Consider the following 24,672-nt stretch of genomic DNA (forward strand, 5'->3'; position numbering starts at 1 on the left):
GTCAGCGGCCCTCCTCGTTCTCGTCGGCCGCGAGCTCGGCGGACTGCGCCGCCTTGCGCTCCGCGGCGCGCCGCTCGGCGATGGTCAGACGGCGCCCCGACGCGTCGGTCACGACGGCCGGTCCGGGCGTGGCCGCGCCCACGAGCGCGGGCTCGCCGACAGGCGTCGCGCCCTCGGCCTCGGCGTTGACCTCGGCGGCGACGTCGACGGCGGGCTGCGGCATCGCGACCCGTCCGGCGCCCGCGTAGCGCGGCTTGGCCGTCGAGAGCGCGAGGCGCTCACGGTTGAGGCCCGAGGCGATGTGCCCCTCACGGAAGAAGCGCATCTTGGCGATCAGCGCCATGACCGGGTGGGTGAACCAGACCACGACCATGACGTCGATGACCGTCGTCAGTCCGAGCGTGAAGGCGAACCCCTGGACGCCGCCCACCGCGAGGTAGTAAAGGATGACGGCCGAGATGAGGTTGACGGCCTTGGCCGCGTAGATCGTGCGCCGCGCCCGCTCCCAGCCTCGCTCGACCGCGAAGTGCAGGGTGCGGCCGTTGCGCAGCTCGTCTCGGATGCGCTCGAAGTACACGATGAACGAGTCCGCGGTGAAGCCGATCGCCACGATCAAGCCCGCCACACCGGGCAGCGACAGGCGGTAGCCCATGCCCCAGCTCAGCAGCGCGATCGTCACGTAGGTGATCGCGCCCGCCACCAGGAGCGACGCCACGGTGAGCAGGCCGAGGGTGCGGTACTGGAACAGCGAGTAGACGACGACCAGGAGCAGGCCGATGAGGCCCGCGATGAGGCCCTTCTGCAACTGCTCGGACCCCAGCGTCGCGGAGATCTCCTGCTGGCTCTGCACATCGAACTGCAGGGGCAGCGCGCCGAACGAGAGTTGGTTGGCCAGCGTCGCCGCCGACTCCCGCGTGAACGAGCCCGAGATCTGGGCGCGGCCGTCGTTGATGGGCTCGTTGATGCCCGGCGCCGAGACGACCAGGCCGTCGAGCACGATCGCGAACTGGTTCTGCGGGTTGCCGTCACCGAAGTCGTACAGCCGCTGCGAGGTGGCCGCGAACTGCTTGGCGCCCTCCGAGTCGAGTTCGAGCGAGACGCCCCAGATGTTGCTCGTCGTGTTGTTCGCCCCGGGCAGCAGGCCGGAGGTCGCGCGCTTGATGTGGGTGCCCTCGACCTCGACCGGGCCGAGGACGTACTTGAACACACCGTCCGTCGAGCACGTCACGAGTGGGACGTTCGGGTCGTCGCCGCCGCCGCCGCGCAGGTTGTCTGGGTCGGTGCAGTCGAGCTGGTCGAACTGCTCCTGGATCGCGGGCGTGATCTGCGCCAGGTCGCTCGGGTTCGACGCCGCGGCGTCACCGTCGCTGGTCGCGTCGGTGCTCGCGTCGTCGGCTGCGTCGGGCGCCGGGCTGGGTGTCGGGCTCGGCGTCGTGTCGGCGGCCAGGTCCGCGGGGACCATGACGGGCGCGCCGGCCGACTTGCCGGCCGGGCTCGCCTCGGGCGACGCGTCGTCGCCCGGCGCGTCGGCGTCGTCCGCCGGGGCGTCGGTCGCGTCGTCCGCCGGGGCGTCGGCGCCGTCGTCGCTCGGCGACGGGCTCTCGGTCGGCGTGGGCACGCCGTAGGAGTAGGTCAGCACGGGGCGGAATCGCATCTGCGCCGCCTGGCTCACCAGGTCGATCTCGTCGTCCGAGGCCTTGCCGGGGATGCCGACGACGATGTTCCGACCGCCCTGGCTGGTGATCTCCGCCTCGGAGACGCCGTTCGCGTCGATGCGCTGGCGGATGACGTTGATCGCCTCGGCGACCGTGGCGTCGGTGACCTGGGATCCGTCCGTCGTCGTCGGCGTCAGGATGATCTGCGTGCCACCCTCGAGGTCGAGCGCGAGGCCCGGGGTGAGGCTCGCGCCACCCGGGTTGTCGGCGCTACGCCCGTCGAGGAAGGTCCCGGTGAGCAGTCCGGCGAACGGCAGGAGCATCGTCAGGACCGCAAAGACGATGAGCGTGCGTACCGGCCGCGATCGTCGCGTGCTGGAGTTGGCCAACTTCTGTCTTCTCTCGTGTGCGCGCCGCCAGGGTGGTCGGCGCGGGTGACGCCGGCCGGGAGAGCCCGGCCGGCGCTCGCGTCACTTGCCCTCGTCGTCCCGGCGCTGCTGCTCGCGGTACTCGCGCTGGGCGGTGTCGAGACCGGAGATGTCGTCAGGCACGTCGATGGAGTCGGTGTCCGCGGGCGCGATCGTACCCGGCCCGCGTGACGCGTCGGTTTCGTCCGACACGGCGCTGTCGGTGGCGGGCGTGTCGATCCGCTTGGAGATGGCCGCGCGCAGCCACACCGAGCGCGAACCGGCCGAGTCGAGGGTGATCCTGTCGGTCTCCTCGTCGATGCCGACGATCGTGCCGAACAGGCCCGAGGCCGTCATGACCTCTTGGCCCGGCGCGAGCTCATTGCGGAATGCCATCTGGGCCTTCTGCTGCTTACGCGAGCGCGACGACATGAAGAACATCAGGCCGAGCAGCGCGACGATGAAGATCAGGAACGTAGGGTCCACAGGAATTCCTTGAGGTAGGTGGGGTGCCAGTCTATTCGGAGCCCCCAACGGCTCAGGACGCTCCCGGGTTCCCGGTGATGTCACCCGCGATGGGATCCGTGGCGTCGAACAGTGTGCCGACCGCCGCGCCGAGCGCTCCCGGCGGCGCCGTCAAGCCCAGGTGCTCCCACGCGAGCGGCGTCGCCACACGCCCGCGCGGCGTGCGGGCCACGAACCCCTCACGCACCAGGTAGGGCTCGGACACGGTCTCGACCGTGTCGGGCTCCTCCCCCACCGTCATCGCGAGCGTCGACAGGCCGACCGGGCCCCCGCCGAACCGCCGGCACAGCGCGTCGAGCACCGCGCGGTCGAGGCGGTCCAGGCCCAGCGGGTCGACCTCGAACACCGTCAGCGCCGCACGCGCCGCGCCCAGGTCGAGCCGGCCGTCCCCGCGCACCTGCGCCCAGTCGCGCACACGCCGCAGCAGGCGGTTGGCGATGCGGGGCGTGCCGCGCGAGCGTCCGGCGATCTCGTGCGCCGCGGCGTGCTCGATGTCGACACCCAGCAGCCCCGCCGAGCGCAGGATGACACGCTCGAGGTCGGCGGCGTCGTAGAAGTCCAGGTGGCCGGTGAAGCCGAACCGGTCGCGCAACGGGGCCGGCAGCAGGCCGCTGCGCGTCGTGGCGCCCACGACCGTGAAGGGCGGCAGCGCGAGCGGGATGGCGCTCGCCCCGGCGCCCTTGCCCACCACGACGTCGACGCGGAAGTCCTCCATCGCGACGTACAGCAACTCCTCGGCCGGGCGCGCGAGGCGGTGGATCTCGTCGATGAACAGCACCTCGCCCTCGTCGAGCGAGGACAGCACCGCCGCGAGGTCTCCCGCGTGCTGGATGGCGGGCCCGCTCGTGACCCGCAGCGACGCGCCGAGCTCGCCCGCGATGATCATGGCGAGCGTCGTCTTGCCCAGGCCCGGCGGCCCCGACAGCAGCACATGGTCAGGCGCCGCGCCGCGGGCGATCGCGGCCTGGAGCACGAGCGAGAGCTGGTCGCGCACCACGGGCTGGCCCACGAACTCCTCGAGCCGCTTGGGCCGCAGCGCCGCCTCGGCGGCCCGCTCGACGTCGTCGGCCGACGAGGTCACGATCCGTTCGCTGGTGAACTGCGGCTCCTCGTAGCGCCCCTCAGCCACGGCGCCCGCCCATCGAGCGCAGCGCGGCGCGCAGCGTCGCCGCGACGTCGCCCTCGCCCACCGACTCGGCCCCGAGGGACCGCAGCACGTCGGCGACGGCGTCGTCGGCGACCTTGGCCGAGTAGCCCAGGCCGACGAGCGCCTCGACGACCTTGTCGCGCTGGTCGGCCGACGCTGTGGGCGCCCCGCTCGATGTGGCGGCGGCGTCGGGCGCGGCGAGCTTGCCGCCGAGCTCCAGCAAGACGCGCTGCGCCACCTTGGGGCCGATGCCCGGCACGCGCGTGAGCGCCTTGACGTCCTGGGTGTGCACCGCGCGGCGCACCTCGTCGGGGGTGTGGACCGCGAGCACGGCGAGCGCGATGCGCGGTCCGACGCCCGAGACGGATTGCGCGGTCTCGAAGACCGCGCGCTCGTCGTCGTCGTAGAACGCGTACAGGGTCATCGAGTCCTCGCGCACCACCATGGTCGTGTAGACCATGGCCGCCTCACCGTGGCGCAGCCGCGCGAGCGTGCCCGGCGTGGCGTGCACCAGGTACCCGACGCCGTTGACGTTGATGACGGCCCGGTCGAGCGAGACGTGCTCCACCACTCCGGTGAGCGAGGCGATCACGGGACTCCTCTCGGTCGAACACCCGTACGACACTGGACCCTACCAACGCGCGCGGACCGGGCGGGCGCCGACACGACGGGCCCGACTACCTGGACGTGGCGCGGGGCCGGCGCACGGGACGGCGCGCGGACTGCTCGGCGGCGGCCCAGGCGCGCTGGGCCGGGGTGAGCTCGTGGCGCTCGCCGCCCTGCAGCGCGCCCGCGGGGCGCCACAGGTGCGTGATCGCCAGGGCCAGCGCGTCCGCGGCGTCCGCGGGCCGCGGCGGGTCCGCCAGGCCCAGCAGACGCTGGACCATGCGCTGCACCTGCTCCTTGCCGGCGCGCCCCGAGCCGGTCACGGCCGCCTTGACCTCCGACGGCGTGTGCAGGGCCACCGGGACTCCACGGCGCGCCGCGGCCACCATCGCCAGGCCCGCGACCTGCGCGGTGCCCATGACGGTGCCGACATTGTGCTGGGCGAAGACGCGCTCGACCGCCACGACGTCGGGCACGTGCTCGTCGAGCCAGGAGTCCAGCTCGCGCGCGACGTCGAGCAGCCGCAGGTCCACGCTCGCGGCGGGGTCCGAGCGGATGACGCCGACGGCGACCAGTTGCGCGCGGCGCCCGGGCAGCGAGTCGACGACGCCGACGCCGCAGCGGGTCAGGCCGGGGTCGACTCCGAGCACGCGCATGTGGTCAGCCTACGGAGTCGAGGGGCCAGCGCCGCGCAGGCGCCCCGCGCGGCGGGCGTGCCTGGCGTGGCTTCGACGGACTCAACCCCCAGGAGGGCGGGCACAGCCGAGGTCAGTCGTCCTCAAGCTCGGCCAGGACCTCGTCGGAGGCGTCGAAGTTCGCGTAGACGTTCTGCACGTCGTCGGAGTCCTCGAGCGCGTCGATCAGGCGCAGGATCTTGCGGGCGCCCTCGGCGTCGACCTCGACCTCCATCGACGGGTGGAAGATCACGTCGGCCGAGTCGTAGTCGATCCCGGCCTCCTGGATCGCCGTGCGGACGGCGACCAGGTCGGTGGCCTCGCACAGCACCTCGACCGTGTCGCCCTCGTCGGTGACCTCTTCGGCCCCGGCCTCAAGTGCGGCCAGCATGACCTCGTCCTCGCCCACGCCGTCGGACTTGGGCACCACGACCAGGCCCTTGCGCGAGAACAGGTACGACACCGAGCCGGGGTCGGCGAGGTTGCCGCCGTTGCGCGAGAACGCCAGGCGCACCTCGGAGGCGGCGCGGTTCTTGTTGTCGGTGAGGCACTCGACCAGCACGGCGATGCCGTTGGCGCCGTAGCCCTCGTACATGATCGTCTGGTAGTCGACGGCGTCGGCGCCCTCGCCCGAGCCGCGCTTGACCGCGCGGTCGATGTTGTCGTTCGGGACCGACGACTTCTTCGCCTTCTGGATCGCGTCGAACAGCGTCGGGTTGCCCGCGGGGTCACCGCCGCCGACTCGCGCCGCGACCTCGATGTTCTTGATGAGCTTCGCGAAGAGCTTGCCGCGCTTGGCGTCGATCGCGGCCTTCTTGTGCTTGGTCGTGGCCCACTTGGAGTGACCGGACATGAACTACCTGTCTCCTTCGCGATTCATCAGCTTGCGGCAACCATGCTCACGAACAGCGCGTGAACGCGCGAGTCCCCGGTGATCTCGGGGTGGAACGAGGTCGCGAGCAGCCGCCCTTGACGTGCCGCGACGATCTTACCGGCGCCCACCCGCACACGACTGCCGTCCGTCGCGCGCTCGGGGATCCGCGCGAGCGCCTCGACCCCCGGACCCGCCTCCTCGATCCACGGCGCCCGGATGAACACGGTGCGCACCGCGGCGCCCCCGGGCTGGTCCGAGATTCCGGCGACCTCCAGGTCGGCCTCGAACGAGTCGACCTGACGCCCAAACGCGTTGCGCCGCACCGTGACGTCCATGCCGCCGAGGGTGCGCTGACCCTCGATGCCGCCCTCGATGCGGTCGGCGAGCAGGATCATGCCCGCGCACGAGCCGTAGACGGGCAGGCCCGCGCGCACGGCCGCGCGCAACGGCTCATCGAGTTCGAAGACGCGCAGCAGCTTGTCGATGGTGGTCGACTCTCCGCCCGGAAGCACGAGCCCGTCGACCGCCTCGAGCTCAGCGCGGCGGCGGACGGCGACCGCGCGGGCGCCCGCGCGCTCAAGGGCCGCCGCGTGCTCGCGCACGTCGCCCTGGAGAGCGAGGACGCCGATGGTGGGGGTGGTGTTCACGGCGGCGAGTCTAGAGCCGGTCGCCGCGCGCGCCGACCCGCTCGCGCCCGCGGGCGCCGTCAGTCGTCGTGCTCCTCGCCCAGGTGGAGCACGACGCCGTCCCAGCCGGCGCCGAGCCGCTCGACGACGTCGGGCAGCGCCGTGGGGAACACCTCGAGCGGCTGCTCCCGCAGCTCGATCGGCGAGAGCCACGCCATCTGGTCGAGCACCTCGCGCTCGACGTCGGTCCACCCCGCGTCGTCGGGCTCGACGCCTTCGGGCACGCGCGCGAGGAAGAACACCTCGTCCTGACGGCATGTCTCGGCGAAGAAGTGGAAGTAGCCCGCACGGGTCATCACCGGGCCGACCAGGTCGGCGGGGGTGAGCGCGATGCCCGCCTCCTCGCGCAGCTCGCGCAGCGCGGCCTCGACCTCACTCTCGCCGGGGTCGATGCCGCCGCCGAGCGTGAACCACCACGAGCGCTCCGGCTGGTCGGCGTCGTGGCCACGCACCACCAGCACCCGGCCGGCGTCGTCGAGCACGACGACGCGGGCGGCGCGGCGGTGGCGCAGGCCGTCGTCGCCCACGGTCCAGTCGGGGCCGAGCGAGGAGGCGGTGGTGGCGGGGGGTGTCGGCGTGGTCTCGACCGGCTCGACCAACGGGGGCGGCTCGACCGGCGGACGCCGGTCAGGCCGGGGGTCGCGGGCAGGGTGCACGAGCGTCAGGGTAGCCGCTCGCGCCAGGCCCGCGGTGGTCAGGCGCCGAGGTATGAGGTCGCGCGGTCCCCGAGCCACGGGGCGAGGACGTCCTCGCGCCCGAGCCACGCCAGCCCGCCGTCCGCGATCTCCTCCGGGCGGGTCACTGCGGCGAAGAACGCGTTGACGATCGTTGCGCGCAGCGCCTGCGCGTCGTCGTGGTCGCCCGCGCCGACGAAGCACAGCCGGGTGTGCGGCGAGTGGTGCGGCGCCGCCTCGTCCCACGGCCCGAGGTCGGCCACGCACAACTGGCCCCCTGCGCCGTCCCACAGGCACGCGGAGTCGGGCCGGTTGACCACGCGGAAGACGCCGCGCGAGCGCAGCCGCCCGGCGCCCAGGCGCTCGATCTGGTCCAGCAGGCGGTCGGGGTGCAGGGGGCGGGCCGCGTCGAGCACGAGCGTCCAGCTCCGGTCGTCGCCCGATCCGCTCCAGGGGCCGCCGTCCGGGCGCTCAGGGCCGCGCGCGCCGAGCGGGTGTGCCCGCGCTTCGGCGCGCGCGGGGTCGTGATGTCCCACGGAGAGGTCGGAGGCGGCCAGCGCGTGCAGGCCGTCGAGGCGACGCGACCCGACGGCGCGCAGCCGGTCGACCAGCCCGGATCCGGTCGCGTCCTGGCCGACCGTGACGAGGAGGTCGACCTTCTCGACCTGGGCGGCCAGGGCCTCCCCGACGGCGCGCTCGTCGTCCTCGCCGAGCGCGAGCCCGCGCTCGGCGCACAGCCCGTCGTCGAGCAGGTCGGACTCGGCGTCGTCCAGGTCGACGACTGCGACGGTCGCGGCGAGGCGGGTGTGCGCCAGGGCCCCGGCGGGCGCCATCGCGGTGACCAGCGCGCGCACGACCGGCAGCGGATCGGCGGTCACGGGCAACGCGAGCACGACGTCGGACCACGGGCCGTCGGCGGCGAGCCGCGCGAGGGTGGGCACGGCGTCCTGGCGCACGCAGCACGACAGGCACGCGTGCTCGAGCGGAACCGTGACGTCCTCGACCACACCGGTGGCGTCCACCACGACGCGGCGCAGGGCGCCCTCCAGCAGGTCGTGGCGCACGGCCACGGCTCCGGGCGAGCCGAGCACGAGCCCGGCCAGCGCCGACTCGCGCAGCACCGGGTCGATGGTGGTCACCACGCTCACGGGGATCGGGGGCATGGGAATCCTCTCTCGTTGAGAACTGTTCTCAGGTGTGCTTCACTCTAGCCTGCTTGATAACGGTTCTCAATAAGCGTCGAGGAGGTCCGATGGCCCGCAACGAGATACGCCCCATCGTCAGGATGCGCTCCACCGCCGGGACGGGGTTCACCTACGTCACACGCAAGAACAGACGCAACGACCCCGACCGCCTGGTGCTCAAGAAGTACGACCCGGTGACGCGTCGCCACGTCGACTTCCGCGAGGAGCGCTGACGGCCCGACGTCACCGACGCGCTGCGCGCCGCGATGTCAGGCGAGCGCGGGCACGGATGAGGGGGCCCCGTGGACGTCCTCGGGGCCCCCTCATCGGCGCAGTCTCACCAGCCGCGGTCCGCCAGCCGGGTGAAGCTCGTGCCCTGCATGAGGCTCGGGTCCGTCGCGGTCGCCGGCGGCACGTTGATGCCGACCATCGCGTCGCCCAGCCCGCGCGAGACCTTCGCGATGACCGACGGGTCGTCGAAGAACGTCGTGGCCTGCACGATGGCCTTGGCGCGCGCGGCCGGGTCGCCCGACTTGAAGATGCCCGAGCCGACGAACACGCCCTCGGCGCCGAGCTGCATCATCATGGCGGCGTCGGCGGGGGTCGCGATGCCGCCCGCGGTGAACAGCACGACGGGCAGCTTGCCGGTGCGCGCGACCTCGGCGACCAGCTCGTAGGGCGCCTGGAGCTCCTTGGCGGCCACGAACAGCTCGTCCTGCGGCAGCGAGGACAGGCGGCCGATCTCCTGGCGGATCTGGCGCATGTGCGTCGTGGCGTTCGAGACGTCGCCCGTGCCGGCCTCGCCCTTGGAGCGGATCATCGCCGCACCCTCGGTGATGCGGCGCAGCGCCTCGCCGAGGTTGGTGGCGCCGCACACGAACGGCACGGTGAACTGCCACTTGTCGATGTGGTTGGCGTAGTCGGCCGGGGTCAGCACCTCGGACTCGTCGACGTAGTCGACGCCGAGCGACTGCAGCACCTGCGCCTCGACGAAGTGCCCGATGCGGGCCTTGGCCATGACCGGGATGGAGACGGCGTTGATGATGCCGTCGATCATGTCGGGGTCGCTCATACGCGACACGCCGCCCTCGGCGCGGATGTCGGCCGGGACGCGCTCAAGAGCCATGACCGCCACGGCGCCCGCGTCCTCGGCGATCTTCGCCTGCTCGGGCGTGACGACGTCCATGATGACGCCGCCCTTGAGCATCTCCGCCATGCCGCGCTTGACGCGGGCCGTGCCGACCTCTCCGGTGGCTCCGGTCGCGCTCGCGGGCGGGGTGTTCACACTCTCGTTGTTCTCCACGCCGCCATCCTACGGCTGGGCCGGCGCCCCCAGGCCCGTCGGCAGCAGGTCGTCCAGCTCGACGGTCTGCGGCACGGGGGCGCGCCCCGCCAGGTGCAGGAGGCGCACGTACCAGTGCCGTCGCACCCGCTGGGCCTGCGCGACCGCCTCGTTGTGGAACCGACGCGCAAGCTGCGCGCGGTACCAGGCGGCGGCGAGATTGGCCACGAGCGCATCCCCGGGCGGCGTCGCGCGCAGCGCGTCGAGCTCCTCGGCATCGTCCAGCGCCGAGCGCAGCGTCGCCGACAGCGCGCTCTCCGCGCGCTCGCGCGCGGCTCCCAGCCCGTCCATCGCCAGCGCCTCCTCGGGGGCGGTCACCGGGCCGTCGTCGTCCACGACGGCGTAGGCCGCGTCGGCGACGAGCACGCTCGAAGCGGGGTCGAGCAGGCCCGAGGCCGCCAGGTCGGCGGCGGCGCTCGCCCGCCGCACGAGCTGCGCGTCGAGCGCGATGCGCGAGGCGGCCACCTTTCGGTGCAAGCGGTCGAGGCGTGAGGCCCAGACCCACGACAGCCACCCGAGCACGGCCACCACGGCCAGCACGAGCAGCGAGGTCTCCGACCAGCTCATCGCTCACGCCCCTCGACGAGCAGGCGCAGCGCGCGCGGCGCGCGCAGGGTGGCGTCGGGCCGGACGGGAATCGCCTCGCCGGCCGCCACGGCCATCTCGTAGACCGCCTCGACCTGGCCGGTCACGCTCGACCAGTCGAAGTGGCGCACCCAGGCGCGCGCGTGCTCGCGCCGCGCCCCGGCGCCCGCGCGGTCCTCGATCGCGTCGTTGACGACCCGCGCGAGGTCGGCGGGGTCCTCGGAGCGGAACAGCGCCCCGGCCGCCCCCTCGTCGAGCACGCGGCGAAAGGCCCCCAGATCGCTCGCGACCACCCCGGCGCCGGCGCTCATGGCCTCGACGAGCACGATCCCGAAGCTCTCACCGCCGGTCTGCGGCGCGATGTACAGGTCGACCGAGGACAGCAGCGCGGCCTTGTCCTCGTCGCTGACGCCACCGAGGAACGTCACGGACTGCGCGTGGGCGCCGAGCGAGGCGATCGCCTCGTCACGCCCGGCGTCGCCGCGCCCGGCGATCAGGAACCGCGCCCCCGGGTGCCGCGCCAGGATCTGCGGGATCGCCGCGACGAGCACCTGAAGACCCTTGCGCGGCTCGTCGAGCCGACCGAGGAACGCGATCGTCGGGGCCTGCGGCGTGCCCTGCCACCGCGGGTCGGTGGGCGCGGCGGCGAACGTGTCGACGTAGACCCCGTTGGGGATCACGACGGCGTCGCCGCCGACGTGGTCGACCAGCATGCGGCGCGCGTCCTCCGACACGGCGATGCGCGCGGCGATCTTCTCCAGGCTCTGGCGCAGCAGGGGGTAGGCGACCTGCAGCGCGCGGGAGCGCACCTGCGCCGTGTGGAAGGTGGCGACGACGGGCCCCTCGGCGATCCACAGGGCCAGCATCGACAGGCTCGGCGTCATGGGCTCGTGCAGGTGCAGCACGTCGAAGCGCCCGGCGTCGACCCAGCGGCGCACGCGCGCCGCCGCCCGCGGCCCGAAGGTGAGCCGGGCGACCGAGCCGTTGTAGCGCACGGCGACGGCCTTGCCCGCGGGCACGACGACGTCCGGCACCGGCGTGTCCTCGTCGGCCGGGGCCAGCACCGAGACCTCGTGCCCGCGCGCCTGGAGCGCTTGGGCCAGGTCGCGCACGTGGAACTGGACGCCGCCAGGGGCGTCGAAGCTGTAGGGGCACACGATCCCGACGCGCAGGGGGCGGCTCACTCGGGGGCCTCCACCGTCTGGCGCATGGCGTCCGGCGCCCGCACCGGCGCCTCGCCCGCCTGTTCGCGCGTCCGGGCGTACCGCGCGGGGTCGAGGTCCTCGACGAAGACCCGCTGCAGCATGTGCCAGTCCTCGGTGCGCTCGCGCAGCGTGACGGCCAGCGCGTCGACCCACGCCTGGGTCATGGCGGCGATCTGCGCCCGGCGACGCTCGGGGCCCGTCAACGCGGGGTCGGGCACGGGCACAGGCACGGGCGGGTGGAAGTGAATGACGATGCCCCACGGCGTGCCGGCCGCACGGCGGCGGGCTCCGCTCAGGCGCTCGTACGTGATCGCGGCGGGCACGAGGTCGACCCCCGCCGCGAGCGCGAGCGCCGCCGGGCCGGCGGCCACCCGCGCACGCCCGCCCGCCAGGTCGACCTCGACGCCCGTCGCGGTCAGGTCGCGGTCGGCCAGCAGCGGCACGATGCGCCCACCGGCGCGCGCGCCGCGCACCAGGCGCCGGAACACGTCGCGCTCCCCCAGCCCGATGACCTCGATGCCGAGCGAGCGGCGGAACCCGACGAACTCCTCGTACAGCGCCTCCGGCTTGAGGTGCTCGGCCACGGTGAGCACCGGCGCGAGGTGGGGCGTGGCCCAGGCGCCGGCGAGGTCCCAGTTGCCCAGGTGCCCCAGCGCGAGCGCGATGGCGGCGCCGTCCTCGCGCGCCGCGCGCACGTTCTCGTCCCCGACCACGCGCACGCGCGCCGTGATCTGCTCGCGCGAGGCGCCCTGCAGCGTGAACGCCTCGCGGAAGTAGCGCATATAGGAGCGCATGCCCGCGCGCGCGAGCCGCCGGACCGCGGCCGCGTCGAGCTCGGGGCGCACGCGGGCGTAGTTGGCCTCCAGGCGCCGCACGCCGGCGCCGCGCCGGGCCCAGGCGACGTCGGCGATGACCGTGAACGCGGCGCGCAGCACAGGCTCGGGGACGCGCGGGGCCGCGCGCCAGGCGAACGTGTAGGCGCGGGCGACGTCAACCACGCGGCGCCTCCTGCCCTGCGGGGCGTTCCTCGCGGCGCCCCGGCGCGAGCTGACGGCGCACGGCGGCGACCCGCTGGCCGACCGTCACCAGACTCGCGAGCGCGAGCAGCCACAGCACCACGACGAGCACGATGACGGGCAGGCCGAGCTGCACGAGCCCGGTGGGCACGAGCGCGATTACCAGGCGGTCGGAGCGCTCGGCGATCCCCACGTGCGCGTCGGCGCCGACCGACTCGGCGCGCGCGCGGGCGTAGGGCACGACGCCGCCGAGCACCAGGCACGCGAGCGCGGCGCCCGCGCCCCAGCGATGGTGCGCGACGTCGGGGTGCAGCACGAACCACAGCGTGATGCCCGCGAACACCGCGCCGTCGGAGACGCGGTCGAGCGTCGAGTCGAGGAACGCGCCCCACGGCCCGCTGCGCCCGCTGAGGCGGGCGAGCACGCCGTCGAGCGAGTCGAACAACGCGAACAGGCCGATGAGCGCGGCGCCCAGGAACAGGTGCCCGGTGGGCAGCAGGCCCAGGGCCAGGCCCGTGACCACGATGGTGCCGGCGATCGTGACGGCGTCGGGTGACACGCCGAGCCGCATGAGGCCTTTGGCGAGCGGCGTGAACAGCGCCTGCATCGTCGAGCGGAGGCGGGAGAACATCAGGAAGGCTCCTCAAGGGGGTCTTCGCCCGGGGCTTCGGCGGGCTCGTCGGCGGGCCAGGCCGCGGCCAGGCGGGCGCGCGTGTCGGCGAGCAGCTCGGGCACGGCCTTGGTGCGCGCCACCACGGGCAGGAAGTTCGCGTCACCCTGCCAGCGCGGGACGACGTGTTGGTGCAGGTGCGCGGCGATGCCGGCGCCGGCGACCTCGCCCTGGTTCATGCCCAGGTTGTACCCGCCCGGGCGGTAGACGCGCGCGAGCGTGCGGATCGCCGTCTGCGTCAGGTGTGCGAGCTCGACCGTCTCGGCCTCGGTGAGGTCCACGTACCCCGACACATGCCGGTAGGGCAGCACCATGAGGTGACCGGGGTTGTAGGGGTACAGGTTGAGGATCGCGAAGCAGGTCGCGCCGCGCGCGACGACGAGGCGGCGCTCGTCGTCGGCGGAGTCGATGGCGCAGAACGGGCACGACGACGCCGTGGCGTCCTTGGGCTTGTCCTGCCCACCCACGTACACCATGCGGTGCGGGGTCCACAGGCGCTGCAGGTCGTCGTTCGGCGGGGGGAACGCCGCGGCCGACTCGACCGCGGCGTCCCCGGGCTCGGGGAGGGTCACCGTCACACCTGAACCCTGTCACGCACCGCCGTCACGATCCGCTCGATGGCCTCGGCGACGGGCACGCCGTTCTCCTGGCGCCCGTCGCGGTAGCGGAAGCTCACGGCGCCGGCCTCGGCGTCCTCGCCGCCCGCGATGAGCACGAACGGGGCCTTCGCCTTGGCGGCGTTGCGGATCTTCTTGCCGAACCGGTCGTCGGACAGGTCGACCTCGACGCGGATGCCGTGCGCGGTCAGCTGCGCGGCGACGTCCTTGAGGTAGTCGTCGAACGCCTCGGCGACCGGGACCGCGAGCACCTGGACGGGCGCGAGCCAGGCCGGGAACTGACCCGCGTAGTGCTCGATGAGCACGCCCATGAACCGCTCGATCGAGCCGAACTTGGCCGAGTGGATCATGACGGGCTGCTGCTTGGAGCCGTCTGGCGCGGTGTACTCCAGGCCGAACCGGGCGGGCTGGTTGAAGTCGTACTGCACCGTGCCCATCTGCCAGGTGCGCCCGATCGCGTCCTTGGCCTGGACCGAGATCTTGGGGCCGTAGAACGCCGCGCCGCCCGGGTCGGCGACCAGGTCGAGCCCCGACTCGCGCCCGACCTGCTCGAGCACCGCGGTCGCCTTGACCCAGTCCTCGTCCGAGCCCACGAACTTGTCGGCCTTCTTGTCGTCGCGCGTCGACAGCTCGAGGTAGAAGTCGTCGAGCCCGAAGTCCTTGAGCACGCTGAGCATGAAGTCCAGCAGGTGCTTGACCTCGGCGGGCGCCTGCTCGGGGGTGACATAGGAGTGCGAGTCGTCCTGGGTCAGGCCGCGCACGCGCGTCAGCCCCTGGACCACACCCGACTTCTCGTACCGGTACACCGTGCCGAACTCGAACAGGCGGATCGGCAGCTCACGGTAGGAGCGCCCGCGGCTGGAGAAGATCAGGTTGTGCATCGGGCAGTTCATCGCCTTGAGGCGGTAGTGCCCGTGGTCGCCGACGTCCTCGAGGTCGAGCGCGGGGAACATCGTGTCCGCGTAGTACGGCAGGTGCCCCGAGGTGTAGAAGAGCTCCTCCTTGGTGATGTGCGGGGTGCCGACGTAGGAGAAGCCCTCCTCGATGTGGCGCTGGCGGACGTAGTCCTCCATGACCCGCTTGACGACGCCGCCCTTGGGGTGGAAGAGCGGCAGGCCGGAGCCGACCTCGTCGTGGAACGAGAACAGGTCCATCTCGACGCCGATGCGCCGGTGGTCGCGCCGCTCGGCCTCTGCCAGGCGCTCGAGGTGGGCCTTGAGCTCGTCCTTGGACGGCCACGCGGTGCCGTAGACGCGCTGCAGCGAGGCGTTGCGCTGGTCGCCGCGCCAGTAGGCGGCGGCCGAGCGCATGAGCTGCACGCCCTGCCCGATGAGCTTGGTGCTGGGCAGGTGCGGGCCGCGGCACAGGTCCTTCCAGACGACCGTCTCGCTCTCGCGCCCGGCGCCGCGCACGTTGTCGTAGATCGTGAGCTCGGCGCCGCCGACCTCGACCGACTCGCCGCTCTCCCCGTCTGCCGCGGAGCCCTTGAGCCCGATGAGCTCGAGTTTGTACGGCTCGTTCGCGAGCTCGGCGCGCGCCTGCTCCTCGGTCACCACGCGGCGCCGGAAGGTCTGGCCCTCGCGGATGATGCGCGACATGGCCTTGTCGAGCGCCTTGAGGTCCTCGGGGGTGAACGGGGTGTCGACGTCGAAGTCGTAGTAGAAGCCGTCGCGCACCGGCGGGCCGATGCCGAGCTTGGCGTCGGGGTTGACCTGCTGGACGGCCTGGGCGAGCACGTGCGCGGCCGAGTGGCGCAGCACGCTCAGACCGTCGGGCTCGTGCACGGACACGGGCTCGACGCCGGCGCCGACCGGGATCGGCCGGTCCAGGTCCCACAGCTCGCCCTCGTCGGACAGGAGCACCCGCACGACGACGACGTCCTTGCGGTCGGCGAAGAGCTCGGCGCCCGTGGTCGGCGTCGTCGTCACGATCCGCTCGTGGGTGCGGGGCTCGTGGGTGGGTGACTGCGCGACGTCGGACACGTGCTGCTCCTTCAAGGTCACGGGCGACGGACGAAGGCCGCCCGCGTGGGGTGGTGGGCTCCCCGCGCGCGGGCACGCCGGTGCCCGAAGAACGCGTCGAGGGGCGCCGCCCGCAGGCGGCGCCCCTCGATCGTACCGACGTCCCCCGCCATCGCCGACGCCTTTCGGCTCGGTGCGGCGCGGCGGTCGCGGTCGCTCAGACCTGGGTGGTCCCGTCTCCGGCGCCACCGTCGTTGAGCCGTTGGGCCTTGTCGGCGAGCGCGTCGATCTTTGCGTCGACCGAGTCGGGCGCCACGGACTTGAGCCGTTCGGCCACCTTCTCGATGCTCTCGTCGCTGGCGAGCCCCTTGGCCTTGTCGGCCACGTCGCCCGCGACGTCCTGCGCCTTGTCGGCCACGTCGCCCGCGACGTCCTGCACCTTGTCCGCCACGTCCCCCGCGACGTCCTTGGCCTTGGCGACCGCGTCCTGCGCGGCGTCCCTCATCTTGTCGAACACGCTCACGTCATTCGCCCCCGAACTCCTTGGCCTTGGCGGCCACCTGGTCGACGATGCCGTCGACCGAGTCCGGGGCGACCTCCTTGACCTTCTCGGCGACCTTGTCCACGTTCTCGTCGGTCAGGAACGACTTGGCCTTCTCCAGGTTCTCCTCGGACGCCAGGCCCTTGGCCTTGTCGAGGAAGTCATCGAGCCCCATGGCTGCTCCTTTGGTCCCAGGCGCGGCACGCTCGTCCCGCGTCGTCGCTCGCGGCCTCGTGACCGGGCCGCGCGGCGAACCTACCCCCGGCGCCGGGCGCCCGCGAGAGGTGGCCCACGCGCCGTGCGGCGCACCGCCCGCCACCTGCGGGGTCGTCGCGCGCCGCGCGGCTCGCGCGCGACCGCGCGAATGGCATGGTCAACGCCGCGCGTGACGCTGTGTGACGGATCACGTGTCGCCGATTTGCTGTGGTCTTACCACTATGGCTATCGTTTTCGCATGAGGTCAGACCACACGGACTGGCCGCTACAGAGCCGCCACCGCGGCGCCACACGAGGGGACCCACCACGATGAGCACCTCCACCACCAAGCCCGTCAAGACCATCGGCCTCATCGGCCTGATCGCCGGCCTGTTCATGATCGTCGCGGGCGGCACCGCCTGGGGCTTCGTCACCAGCCAGCTGTCGGAGCAGAACATCACCGTCCCGGCCGACGCGAACTTCCTCGCCGGCACCAGCGTGAACAACCCGTTCTCCGCTCTGGCCCAGGCCGACGTGATCCAGATGCACGCCGACAACATCACCGGCGGCCTGACCTTCGCCGACATGGACCGCGAGGACCCGAACCGCGCCGTCGCCGAGCAGGCCTCGAACCTGCGCGCGAACCTGTTCACCTCGGTGCTCGCCTACGGTGTCTCGGCCCTCGTCATCGGCATGGGCGTCCTGGTGGCCGGCAACGGCTATGCGCTGACCCGCGTCGCCGCGGGCGCCAAGGTCGCCGAGCCCACGCTGGTCGCCGCCTGACCTCCGCTGCGACCACGCCCCGTCCCCCGCTCGCGCGGGAGGCGGGGCGCCGTCGTGTCCGTGGGTCTGTGTCAGGCTGCTCACACGCCCGCCGTGACCGGCGCCGGGCGGGCGCCCACGCTCCTGAGCAGGTAGATCAGCGCCGTGGTTGCGCGTTCAACGATCGCAATGCGCCCGGTCAGGCATGTGGTCCGGCCTCGCGCATGCCCTGCGGTCCGGTCGGCGGCAGGATGGGCGCGGGGAAGACATCATCACTACGGGAGGGACGCTAATGGCCGCACCATGGGCACTGACGGCAAACGATGTCCTCGACGGGCACGAGACCCGTCTCGAAGGACTCACCACGGCCGAGGCCGAGGCCCGCTTGGCGACCGCGGGACCCAACCGGCTCCCGGTTCAGCCGCGCGACCCCTGGTGGAAGAAGCTCGCCGGGCACCTCAACGACGTCCTGATCTTCCTGCTGCTCATCGCAGCGCTGATCAAGGCCGCCATCGCGATCTACACGGGCGACGCCTCGAACTGGATCGACGTGTCCGTCATCGCGGGCGTCGCCATCATCAACGTGGCGATCGGCATGATCCAGGAGGGGCGGGCCGAGAAGGCGCTCGACGCCATCAAGGGCATGCTCTCCACGCGCGCCCACGTGCTGCGCGACGGCACGGTCAGCGACGTCGACGCCGAGACCCTCGTGCCGGGCGACGTCATCAAGGTGCGCCCGGGCGACCGCGTCCCGTCCGACGCACGCCTGCTGGAGGCCAGCAACCTGCAGGTCGAGGAGGCGGCGCTGACCGGGGAGTCGGTCGCCGCGGTCAAGACGATCGACGCCGTCGCCGAGCAGGCCAACGTCGGCGACCGCACGTCGATGCTGTTCTCCTCGACCCTCGTGGTGGCCGGAACCGGCACCGCCGTGGTGACCGCGACGGGCTCGACCACGGAGATCGGCCGCATCCAGACCATGATCTCCGAGGCGGACGACATGGACACCCCCCTGGCCAAGACCATGGCGGTGTTCGGCAAGCGCCTGGCGGTCCTCATCCTGGGCATGGCCGCGGTCATGGTGGTCATCGGCCTGCTCCGCGAGATCTCCGGCCCCGACCTGGTGTCGGCGACCATCGGCTTCGCCGTCGCCGCGATCCCCGAGGGCCTGCCCGCGCTCGTCACCATCACCCTCGCGCTCGGCGTGCAGGCCATGGCCCGCCGCAACGCCATCAGCCGCAAGATGGCCTCGGTGGAGACGCTCGGGTCGGTGTCGACCATCTGCTCGGACAAGACCGGCACGCTCACCCAGAACGAGATGACCGTGCGCCACGTGTCCACGCGTGGCGGTCAGTACGACGTCGAGGGCACGGGCTACGCGCCCGTGGGCCGCGTCGTCACGTCCGACGGCGCCCCGGCGGCGTCGCCCGACCTGCTGGCGGTCGCCGAGGTCATGGCGCTGTGCAACGACGCCCACCTGGAGCAGGAGGACGAGCGCTGGCGACTCATCGGTGAGCCCACCGAGGGCGCCGTGCTGGTGCTCGGCCGCAAGGCCGGCGTCACGGGCGAGGGCTGGGCGCGCCTGGCCGAGATTCCGTTCGACTCGGCGACCAAGTACATGGCCACGCTCACCCAGGCCCCCGACGGCTCGCGCCACGTGCTCGTCAAGGGCGGGCTCGACTCGGTCGCCGCCCGCTGCACCACGCAGCTCGGCGCCGACGGCGGCCTTGAGCCCTTCGACGCCGCGTTCTGGGACGCCGAGATGTCCGCGCTGGCCGCCCAGGGCCTGCGCGTGCTCGCGGCCGCGCGCCTGGAGGCGCCCGCCACGGCCGACGCGCTGCCCGACGACGGCCCGCAGGGGCTGACGATGGTCGGCGTCACCGGCATCGTCGACCCGCCGCGCCCCGAGGCGATCGCCGCGATCGCCGAGGCGCGCACCGCGGGCATCGCGGTCTCGATGATCACGGGCGACCACGCCGACACGGCCAAGGCCATCGCGCTGGAGATGGGCATCGTCGACTCAGCCGACGCCCCCGCGCTGACGGGCGCGGAGTTGCAGGCCATGTCCGACATGGACCTGGCGGAGGTCGTCCAGTCGGTGCACGTGTACGCGCGCACCAGCCCCGAGCACAAGATCCGCATCGTGCGCGCCCTGCAGCGGCACGGCGAGGTCGTGGCGATGACCGGTGACGGCGTGAACGACGCCCCCGCGCTCACGCAGGCCGACGTCGGCGTGGCCATGGGCATTAAGGGCACCGAGGCGACCAAGGAGGCCGCCGACATCGTTCTGGCGGACGACAACTTCGCCACGATCGAGCGCGCGGTCTCCGAGGGCCGGCGCATCTACGACAACATCCGCAAGGCTGTGCTGTTCATGCTGCCCACCAACGGCGCGCAGTCGCTGGGCCTGCTGTTCGCGGTGCTGCTCGGGTGGACCGTCATGCCGCTGCTGCCCGTGCAGGTGCTGTGGATCAACATGGTCACCTCGGTGACGCTCGCGTTGCCGCTGGCCACCGAGCCCGCCGAGCCCGACATCATGCGGCGAGCCCCGCGCGATCCGAAGACCCCGCTCATCACGCCCGACTTCCTGCGGCGCATCCTGTTCGTCTCGGTGCTCATCGGCGGCGCCTCGCTGCTGGTGTTCGCCGCGGAGTTCTACGGGTTCCTCGGGATCGGCGGCCACGGCGACGGCACGCTGGCGCAGTCTGCCGGCCTGACCATGCTGGCCCTGGGCCAGGTGGCCTACCTGTTCAACTGCCGCTTCATGCACCGCTCGTCGCTGACGCTCGACGTGCTCAAGGGCAACAAGGCGGTGCTGTGGGCCGTGGGCGCGCTCGTGGCGCTGCACGTGTTCTTCCTGTACACGCCGTTCATGCAGGCGCTGTTCCGCGTCACCGGCATCGGACTGCGCGAGTGGCTGATCTGCGTCGCGCTGGCCGTGGCCATCTTCCTCGTGATGGAGGTCGTCAAGGCCGTGGACCGCCGGCTGCACCCGGACACCGCGAACCAGCGCGCCTGACGGCGGGCTCGACCGCACCAGGGGGTCTCGACAGGCCTCGACCGACGCATCTCGTCGGTCGGGGCCCGTCGAGACCCCCTGCGCGTGTCGGCCTGCGCTTGTCGGCCGGCGGGCGCCTGCTACGCCCGCTCGCCGAGCCCCGCGCGGACCGCGTCCAGGACGCCGTCGGGCATCGCGTAGGCGTGCTCGGACCCCGGGTAGGCGCCCGAGCGGACCTCGTCGGCGTACGCCGCCACGCCCTCGACCATCGCGTCGAGCAGCGACGCGTACCGCTTGACGAACTTCGCGGCCCGCCCCTCGGTCAGTCCGAGCAGGTCGTGCAGCACCAGCACCTGGCCCGCGACGTCCGGGCCGGCGCCGATGCCGATCGCGGGCACGCGCAGGCGCGGGGTGATCTCGGCGGCCAGGTCGGCGGGGATCGCCTCGAGCACCAGCGAGAACGCCCCGGCCTCCTCGACCGCGAGCGCCTCGCGCAGCACGCGCGAGGCCGCCTCGACCGTGCGGCCCTGCGCCGCGAAGCCGCCCAGCGCGGTGGCCGTCTGCGGGGTCAGGCCGACGTGTCCCATGACGGGGATGCCGGCGTCGGTGATCGCCCGGATGCGCGAGGCGGCCATGCGTCCGCCGCCCTCAAGCTTGACCGCGTCGGCGCCCGCCTCCTTGACCAGGCGCACCGCGGTGGCCACGGCCTGGGCGTCGCTGGCCTCGTAGGACCCGAACGGCAGGTCGCACACCAGCAGCGGCGACGTGAGCCCGCGGCGCACGGCCTGGGCCAGCACGAGCATCTCCTCGACCGTCACGGGAACCGTCGAAGGGTGCCCGAGCACCACCTGGGCGCCTGAGTCGCCGACGAGCACGAGGTCGACGCCTGCGCGCTCGGCGGCGCGCGCGCCGGGGTAGTCGTACGCCGTGACCATGACCAGCTTGTCCCCCGCCGCGGCGCGCGCAGCGAGGCTCGGCAGGGTGACGCGGGCGCGCGGCTGCGGCGCCGGGCTGGCGCTCATGCCGCCGGCCCGTCGAGCAGCTCGGCGACGGCGTCGTCGACGCGCACCGCGCGGTTGGTCCCTCGCTCGACGTGCACGACGGTGGGCCGGTACTCCTCCAGGTCGGCGCGGTCGTACTGGCCGTAGGAGATGACGATGATGGTGTCGCCCGTGTGGACCAGGCGCGCGGCGGCCCCGTTGACCTGCATGACGCCGCTGCCCCGCTCCCCGGCGATCGTGTACGTCTCGAAGCGCGCGCCGTTGTCGACGTCGACGACGTGGACCTGCTCGTGCTCGAGGATGTCGGCGGCGTCGAGCAGGTCGGCGTCGACGGTGATCGACCCGACGTAGTGCAGGTCGCTGCCGGTGATCGTGGCGCGGTGGATCTTCGACTTCAGCATGGTGCGCTGCATCAGAGGGCTCCGGTCGGTGCTGGCGGGGTGACGGTCACATTGTCGATGAGGCGGACGGGCCCGACGTGCGCGGCGACCAGCACGAGCACCCGGCGGTCGGGCGCGTCGGCGGGCGCGAGGGGGTCGAGGGTGTCCGGCTCGACCAGTGCGAGGTACTCGGGCTCGACGCCGTGCGCGGCGAGCACGGCCAGGCCCGCCGCACGCGCGGCGCCCGCGCTCGCCCCCGCCTCGATCGCCGCGCGCACCGCGCCCAGCGCGCGCGACAGGGCCAGCGCCCGCGGTCGGTCGGCCGGGCCGAGGCGCGCGTTGCGGCTCGACATCGCCAGCCCGTCGGCCTCGCGCACCGTCGCGACGACCTCGACGCGCGTCGGGATGCCGAGGTCGGCCACCACCCGGCGCACCACGACGACCTGTTGGGCGTCCTTGGCGCCGAACCAGGCGGCGTCGGGCACCACGGCCAGCAGCAGCTTGGTCACCACGGTCGCGACGCCGTCGAAGTGTCCGCGCCCGCGTTGGGCGCCCTCGAGCGTCTCGGCGAGCGGTCCGGTGACCGCCACGGTCGTGGCGTACCCGCGCGGGTACAGCTCGGCCGCCTCGGGCGCGAACACCAGGTCGGCGCCCGCCCCGGCGGCCAGCGCGACGTCGGCCTCCTCGGTGCGCGGGTAGGCGGCCAGGTCGCCCGGGTCGTCGAACTGTGTCGGGTTGACGAAGACCGAGACCACGACGACGTCGCTGCCCGCGCGTGCGGCGCGCACGAGCGACAGGTGGCCCTCGTGCAGCGCGCCCATCGTGGGCACGAACCCGACGCGTCTGCCCGCGGCGCGCTCGGGTGCGAGCGCGGCGCGCAGCTCGGCGACGGTGCGGACGATCCTCATGCGGTGGCTCCCAACTGCCGGGTGGCGGTGACAAGCGCGTCGAACAGCGCGAGCGCGTCCGGCGCCCGCTGTGCGACGGCGGCGCGGTGGGCGGCGACGACCGCCTCGTCCCCGCGCGCGACGGGCCCGGTCAGCGCGTCGCGCGCGCCCCGTCGCGCCCAGTTCTCGACGCTCGCGCGCACGAGCGGGACCAGCGCCTCACGGCCGACGCCGGCGCTCGCGGCCAGGCGCTCGGCGAGCCCCTCCAGCGTGATGAGGAAGTTCGACGCGACGGCGGCGGCCGCGTGGTAGGCGGCACGATCGGCGTCTGCCACCTCGAACGGGCGCATCCCCAGGATCGCGGCCAGGTCGCGGGCCACGCCCAGCGCGGCGGCGTCGGACCCGGCGACGGCGGCCGGCACGCCGTCGAAGCGGGCGCCGTCCGCGGTGACCGTCATGAGCGGGTGAAGGCTGAAGGCGCGGTGTCCCGCGAGCGGCGCCAGGGTCGTGGCTCCCGACAGGTGGCCGACGATCCGGCCGGGCGCGATGTGGGCTGCCGCGGCCTCGATCGCGGCGTCCGGCACCGCCAGCAGCACGGCGTCGGCGCCGGCCCCGCTCGCCCCGCGGCCGAGCGGCCCGGACACGCTCACGCCGGCCGTGCGCAGCCCGGCGGCGATCGCTCGACCCATGCGCCCATCGCCGACCACCGCGACGCGCGCGGGCGGGCTCGTCGCGGCGTCGGCCGACGCCGGGTCGTGCGGGGTGGGCATGAGCGTTGAGGCTACCCGCTCACCTGCGCCGGTTCGGGCGCCGTAGCGCGTTCCGCCGCTGATCGCGCGCCCCGTCGCGCGACCGCCGCCGCGCCGGCGCCGCCCGCCAGGAAGAGCGCCGCGAGCAGCGCCCAGCCGGGAGCCCCATGGTCGATCGCGGTCGCGGTGACGAGCGCGGGCGAGACCATCGACGCGACCGCATACCCGGTCTGGCTCAGCCCCTGGTAGGCGCCGGCCGCGCGCGGGTCGGCCAGCTCGAACGCCATACCCCAGCCGCCGGCCTCCCCGAGCACCTCGCCGAGCGTATGGGCCAGGCCCGCGATCACCAGCAGCACGCAGGCCACCACAAGGCTGCCGTGGCCCGCCAGCGCATACGCCAGACACGCCCCGGCCAGCAGCCATGAGGCGCGTCGCACGGTGAGGCCGGCGTGCCGCACGTCGTCGGAGCCCCGCGACGCGCGCACTTGCAGCAACGCCACGAGCACCGTGTTGAGGACCAGCAGGACGGACACCATGACCGTCGGGGCATCGGTCGAGGCGATCCACAGCGGCACTCCCACGGTCTGCAGACCGAAGTGCAGGGCGACGACGGCGTTGAAGGCCACACTCGCGAGGTAGGTGCGGTCACGCCAGGGTGACGCAGTGCCCGCAGGGGCCTGATCGGCGGGTGACGCCGGCGCCGGACCCGCGCTGCCGGTCGGCGCCACCGGGGCGAGGCGCCGCGCCAGACCGGGCGTCCGCCGGGGCAGCAGCACGACGGGCGCGCACGCGCCGAGAAGCAGAACGCCCGCGGTCGCCATCGCCACGTGATAGGCCGCGGCGGTGTCTGCGAGCAGCGCGGCGCCCGCGACCACGGTGCCGATCCCGATGAAGACGTTGGTGACCACGCGCATGCGTGCCCGCACCTCGACGCGGCCGGGGCCGGTGAACCATCGGGCGAGCAGCGCCTGCTTGGCCGAGCCGGTCGCGGCGCGCGCCGCCACCGTCAGGCACGCCACCGCCGTGAACGTCACGGCGTCACCCGCGAACTGGTAGGCGAGCATGGCCACGCCCATGAGCGCCGTCGACCCCGCCAGCACGCGATGGGCCCCCGCACGGTCGCTCAGCCGGCCCGCGCCATACGCCGCGAGAACGCCGGCCCCGCCCGCCAGCCCGAGGCCGAGGCCCACGGTGGTCGGCGCCAGGCCGACCACACGAGTGAAGTACAGGGTGCTCACGGTGTAGAAGACGCCGCTGGACAGGGCGAACGCCATCGTGGAGAACGTCAGCGCTCGCGCGACGGGATCTGTGGGGTGGAAGGTCTCGCGCACGGG

General features: G+C 73.4%; 26 protein-coding genes. 3 read left to right on the plus strand and 23 right to left on the minus strand.

Going from position 1 to position 24,672, the window contains the following annotated elements; translation table 11 throughout:
* Position 1: 1 nt before the first annotated feature.
* The 9 genes from secD to EV386_RS06210 all read right to left on the minus strand — a co-directional run bounded on the left by secD (position 2) and on the right by EV386_RS06210 (position 8,411).
* Positions 2 to 1,978, minus strand: coding sequence for a protein translocase subunit SecD (gene secD, locus EV386_RS06170; protein ID WP_130413298.1), 1,977 nt, complete (start codon positions 1,976 to 1,978; stop codon positions 2 to 4).
* A gap of 147 nt (positions 1,979 to 2,125) precedes the next feature.
* On the minus strand, positions 2,126 to 2,548 hold the full coding sequence (gene yajC / locus EV386_RS06175; RefSeq protein ID WP_242607848.1) for a preprotein translocase subunit YajC: 423 nt from the start codon (positions 2,546 to 2,548) through the stop codon (positions 2,126 to 2,128).
* 52 nt (positions 2,549 to 2,600) lie between these two features.
* Entirely contained in the window at positions 2,601 to 3,716 is a 1,116-nt protein-coding gene (ruvB, locus tag EV386_RS06180; protein WP_130413300.1) for a Holliday junction branch migration DNA helicase RuvB, read from the minus strand.
* Positions 3,709 to 4,326 carry a Holliday junction branch migration protein RuvA gene (gene ruvA / locus EV386_RS06185; RefSeq protein WP_130413302.1) on the minus strand — a complete coding sequence of 206 codons (618 nt, stop codon included), beginning with the start codon at positions 4,324 to 4,326 and terminating at the stop codon, positions 3,709 to 3,711. Before ruvA ends, ruvB begins: the two co-directional genes overlap by 8 nt.
* Before the next feature lie 85 nt (positions 4,327 to 4,411).
* Complete coding sequence (gene ruvC, locus EV386_RS06190) at positions 4,412 to 4,996, minus strand: crossover junction endodeoxyribonuclease RuvC (RefSeq protein WP_130413306.1); 585 nt, start codon at positions 4,994 to 4,996, stop codon at positions 4,412 to 4,414.
* A 112-nt stretch (positions 4,997 to 5,108) separates the two neighbouring features.
* Positions 5,109 to 5,867 carry a YebC/PmpR family DNA-binding transcriptional regulator gene (locus EV386_RS06195; protein WP_130413308.1) on the minus strand — a complete coding sequence of 253 codons (759 nt, stop codon included), beginning with the start codon at positions 5,865 to 5,867 and terminating at the stop codon, positions 5,109 to 5,111.
* A 26-nt stretch (positions 5,868 to 5,893) separates the two neighbouring features.
* Positions 5,894 to 6,535 carry a pyridoxal 5'-phosphate synthase glutaminase subunit PdxT gene (gene pdxT / locus EV386_RS06200; RefSeq protein WP_130413310.1) on the minus strand — a complete coding sequence of 214 codons (642 nt, stop codon included), beginning with the start codon at positions 6,533 to 6,535 and terminating at the stop codon, positions 5,894 to 5,896.
* 59 nt (positions 6,536 to 6,594) lie between these two features.
* Positions 6,595 to 7,230, minus strand: coding sequence for an NUDIX hydrolase (locus EV386_RS06205; protein WP_242607849.1), 636 nt, complete (start codon positions 7,228 to 7,230; stop codon positions 6,595 to 6,597).
* A 38-nt stretch (positions 7,231 to 7,268) separates the two neighbouring features.
* The gene (locus EV386_RS06210) at positions 7,269 to 8,411 is read right to left on the minus strand and encodes a GTP-binding protein (RefSeq protein WP_130413312.1); all 1,143 of its coding nucleotides are present in this window, start codon (positions 8,409 to 8,411) and stop codon (positions 7,269 to 7,271) included.
* 89 nt (positions 8,412 to 8,500) lie between these two features.
* On the opposite strand from EV386_RS06210, the gene rpmG reads away from it, so the two are divergent.
* Positions 8,501 to 8,665 carry a 50S ribosomal protein L33 gene (rpmG, locus tag EV386_RS06215; protein ID WP_130413314.1) on the plus strand — a complete coding sequence of 55 codons (165 nt, stop codon included), beginning with the start codon at positions 8,501 to 8,503 and terminating at the stop codon, positions 8,663 to 8,665.
* A gap of 104 nt (positions 8,666 to 8,769) precedes the next feature.
* On the opposite strand, the gene pdxS is transcribed toward rpmG, so the two are convergent.
* From pdxS to EV386_RS06260, 9 genes are all read right to left on the minus strand, one after another.
* A complete protein-coding gene (gene pdxS / locus EV386_RS06220) occupies positions 8,770 to 9,735 on the minus strand; it encodes a pyridoxal 5'-phosphate synthase lyase subunit PdxS (RefSeq protein ID WP_423218960.1) in 966 nt (321 codons plus the stop codon).
* Between the two features lie 9 nt (positions 9,736 to 9,744).
* Positions 9,745 to 10,341, minus strand: a complete 597-nt coding sequence (locus EV386_RS06225) for a hypothetical protein (protein ID WP_130413316.1) — start codon at positions 10,339 to 10,341, stop codon at positions 9,745 to 9,747.
* Positions 10,338 to 11,531, minus strand: coding sequence for a glycosyltransferase family 4 protein (locus EV386_RS06230; protein ID WP_130416798.1), 1,194 nt, complete (start codon positions 11,529 to 11,531; stop codon positions 10,338 to 10,340). Before EV386_RS06230 ends, EV386_RS06225 begins: the two co-directional genes overlap by 4 nt.
* An 8-nt stretch (positions 11,532 to 11,539) precedes the next feature.
* Complete coding sequence (locus tag EV386_RS06235) at positions 11,540 to 12,562, minus strand: phosphatidylinositol mannoside acyltransferase (protein ID WP_130413318.1); 1,023 nt, start codon at positions 12,560 to 12,562, stop codon at positions 11,540 to 11,542.
* Positions 12,555 to 13,211 (minus strand): phosphatidylinositol phosphate synthase, encoded by a 657-nt coding sequence (pgsA, locus tag EV386_RS06240; RefSeq protein WP_130413320.1) that lies wholly within the window; start codon positions 13,209 to 13,211, stop codon positions 12,555 to 12,557. Before pgsA ends, EV386_RS06235 begins: the two co-directional genes overlap by 8 nt.
* Positions 13,211 to 13,822 (minus strand): HIT family protein, encoded by a 612-nt coding sequence (locus tag EV386_RS06245; protein WP_423218997.1) that lies wholly within the window; start codon positions 13,820 to 13,822, stop codon positions 13,211 to 13,213. The genes pgsA and EV386_RS06245 overlap by 1 nt, the downstream gene beginning before the upstream one ends.
* Before the next feature lie 2 nt (positions 13,823 to 13,824).
* Entirely contained in the window at positions 13,825 to 15,849 is a 2,025-nt protein-coding gene (thrS, locus tag EV386_RS06250; protein ID WP_207216483.1) for a threonine--tRNA ligase, read from the minus strand.
* A gap of 196 nt (positions 15,850 to 16,045) precedes the next feature.
* Positions 16,046 to 16,351, minus strand: a complete 306-nt coding sequence (locus tag EV386_RS06255) for a hypothetical protein (protein ID WP_242607850.1) — start codon at positions 16,349 to 16,351, stop codon at positions 16,046 to 16,048.
* 1 nt (position 16,352) lies between these two features.
* Positions 16,353 to 16,544: a hypothetical protein gene (locus tag EV386_RS06260; protein ID WP_130413324.1), complete on the minus strand. Its 192-nt coding sequence runs from the start codon at positions 16,542 to 16,544 to the stop codon at positions 16,353 to 16,355.
* A gap of 350 nt (positions 16,545 to 16,894) precedes the next feature.
* Between EV386_RS06260 and EV386_RS06265 the strand changes: the two genes are divergently transcribed.
* Positions 16,895 to 17,347, plus strand: coding sequence for an aromatic ring-opening dioxygenase LigA (locus EV386_RS06265; RefSeq protein ID WP_130413326.1), 453 nt, complete (start codon positions 16,895 to 16,897; stop codon positions 17,345 to 17,347).
* A 271-nt stretch (positions 17,348 to 17,618) separates the two neighbouring features.
* Positions 17,619 to 20,342 carry a cation-translocating P-type ATPase gene (locus EV386_RS06270; RefSeq protein ID WP_130413328.1) on the plus strand — a complete coding sequence of 908 codons (2,724 nt, stop codon included), beginning with the start codon at positions 17,619 to 17,621 and terminating at the stop codon, positions 20,340 to 20,342.
* A 119-nt stretch (positions 20,343 to 20,461) separates the two neighbouring features.
* On the opposite strand, the gene panB is transcribed toward EV386_RS06270, so the two are convergent.
* The 5 genes from panB to EV386_RS06295 are packed head-to-tail and all read right to left on the minus strand — an operon-like array spanning position 20,462 to position 24,669.
* Positions 20,462 to 21,343: a 3-methyl-2-oxobutanoate hydroxymethyltransferase gene (gene panB, locus EV386_RS06275; RefSeq protein ID WP_130413330.1), complete on the minus strand. Its 882-nt coding sequence runs from the start codon at positions 21,341 to 21,343 to the stop codon at positions 20,462 to 20,464.
* The gene (gene panD / locus EV386_RS06280; RefSeq protein WP_130413332.1) at positions 21,340 to 21,735 is read right to left on the minus strand and encodes an aspartate 1-decarboxylase; all 396 of its coding nucleotides are present in this window, start codon (positions 21,733 to 21,735) and stop codon (positions 21,340 to 21,342) included. Before panD ends, panB begins: the two co-directional genes overlap by 4 nt.
* A complete protein-coding gene (gene panC, locus EV386_RS06285; RefSeq protein ID WP_130413334.1) occupies positions 21,735 to 22,610 on the minus strand; it encodes a pantoate--beta-alanine ligase in 876 nt (291 codons plus the stop codon). Before panC ends, panD begins: the two co-directional genes overlap by 1 nt.
* Positions 22,607 to 23,359, minus strand: a complete 753-nt coding sequence (locus tag EV386_RS06290; RefSeq protein WP_130413336.1) for a Rossmann-like and DUF2520 domain-containing protein — start codon at positions 23,357 to 23,359, stop codon at positions 22,607 to 22,609. The genes panC and EV386_RS06290 overlap by 4 nt, the downstream gene beginning before the upstream one ends.
* A gap of 11 nt (positions 23,360 to 23,370) precedes the next feature.
* On the minus strand, positions 23,371 to 24,669 hold the full coding sequence (locus EV386_RS06295; RefSeq protein ID WP_207216484.1) for an MFS transporter: 1,299 nt from the start codon (positions 24,667 to 24,669) through the stop codon (positions 23,371 to 23,373).
* Positions 24,670 to 24,672 lie beyond the last annotated feature (3 nt).

Origin of the sequence: Xylanimonas ulmi, assembly GCF_004216535.1 — a bacterium.
Lineage (GTDB): Bacteria > Actinomycetota > Actinomycetes > Actinomycetales > Cellulomonadaceae > Xylanimonas > Xylanimonas ulmi.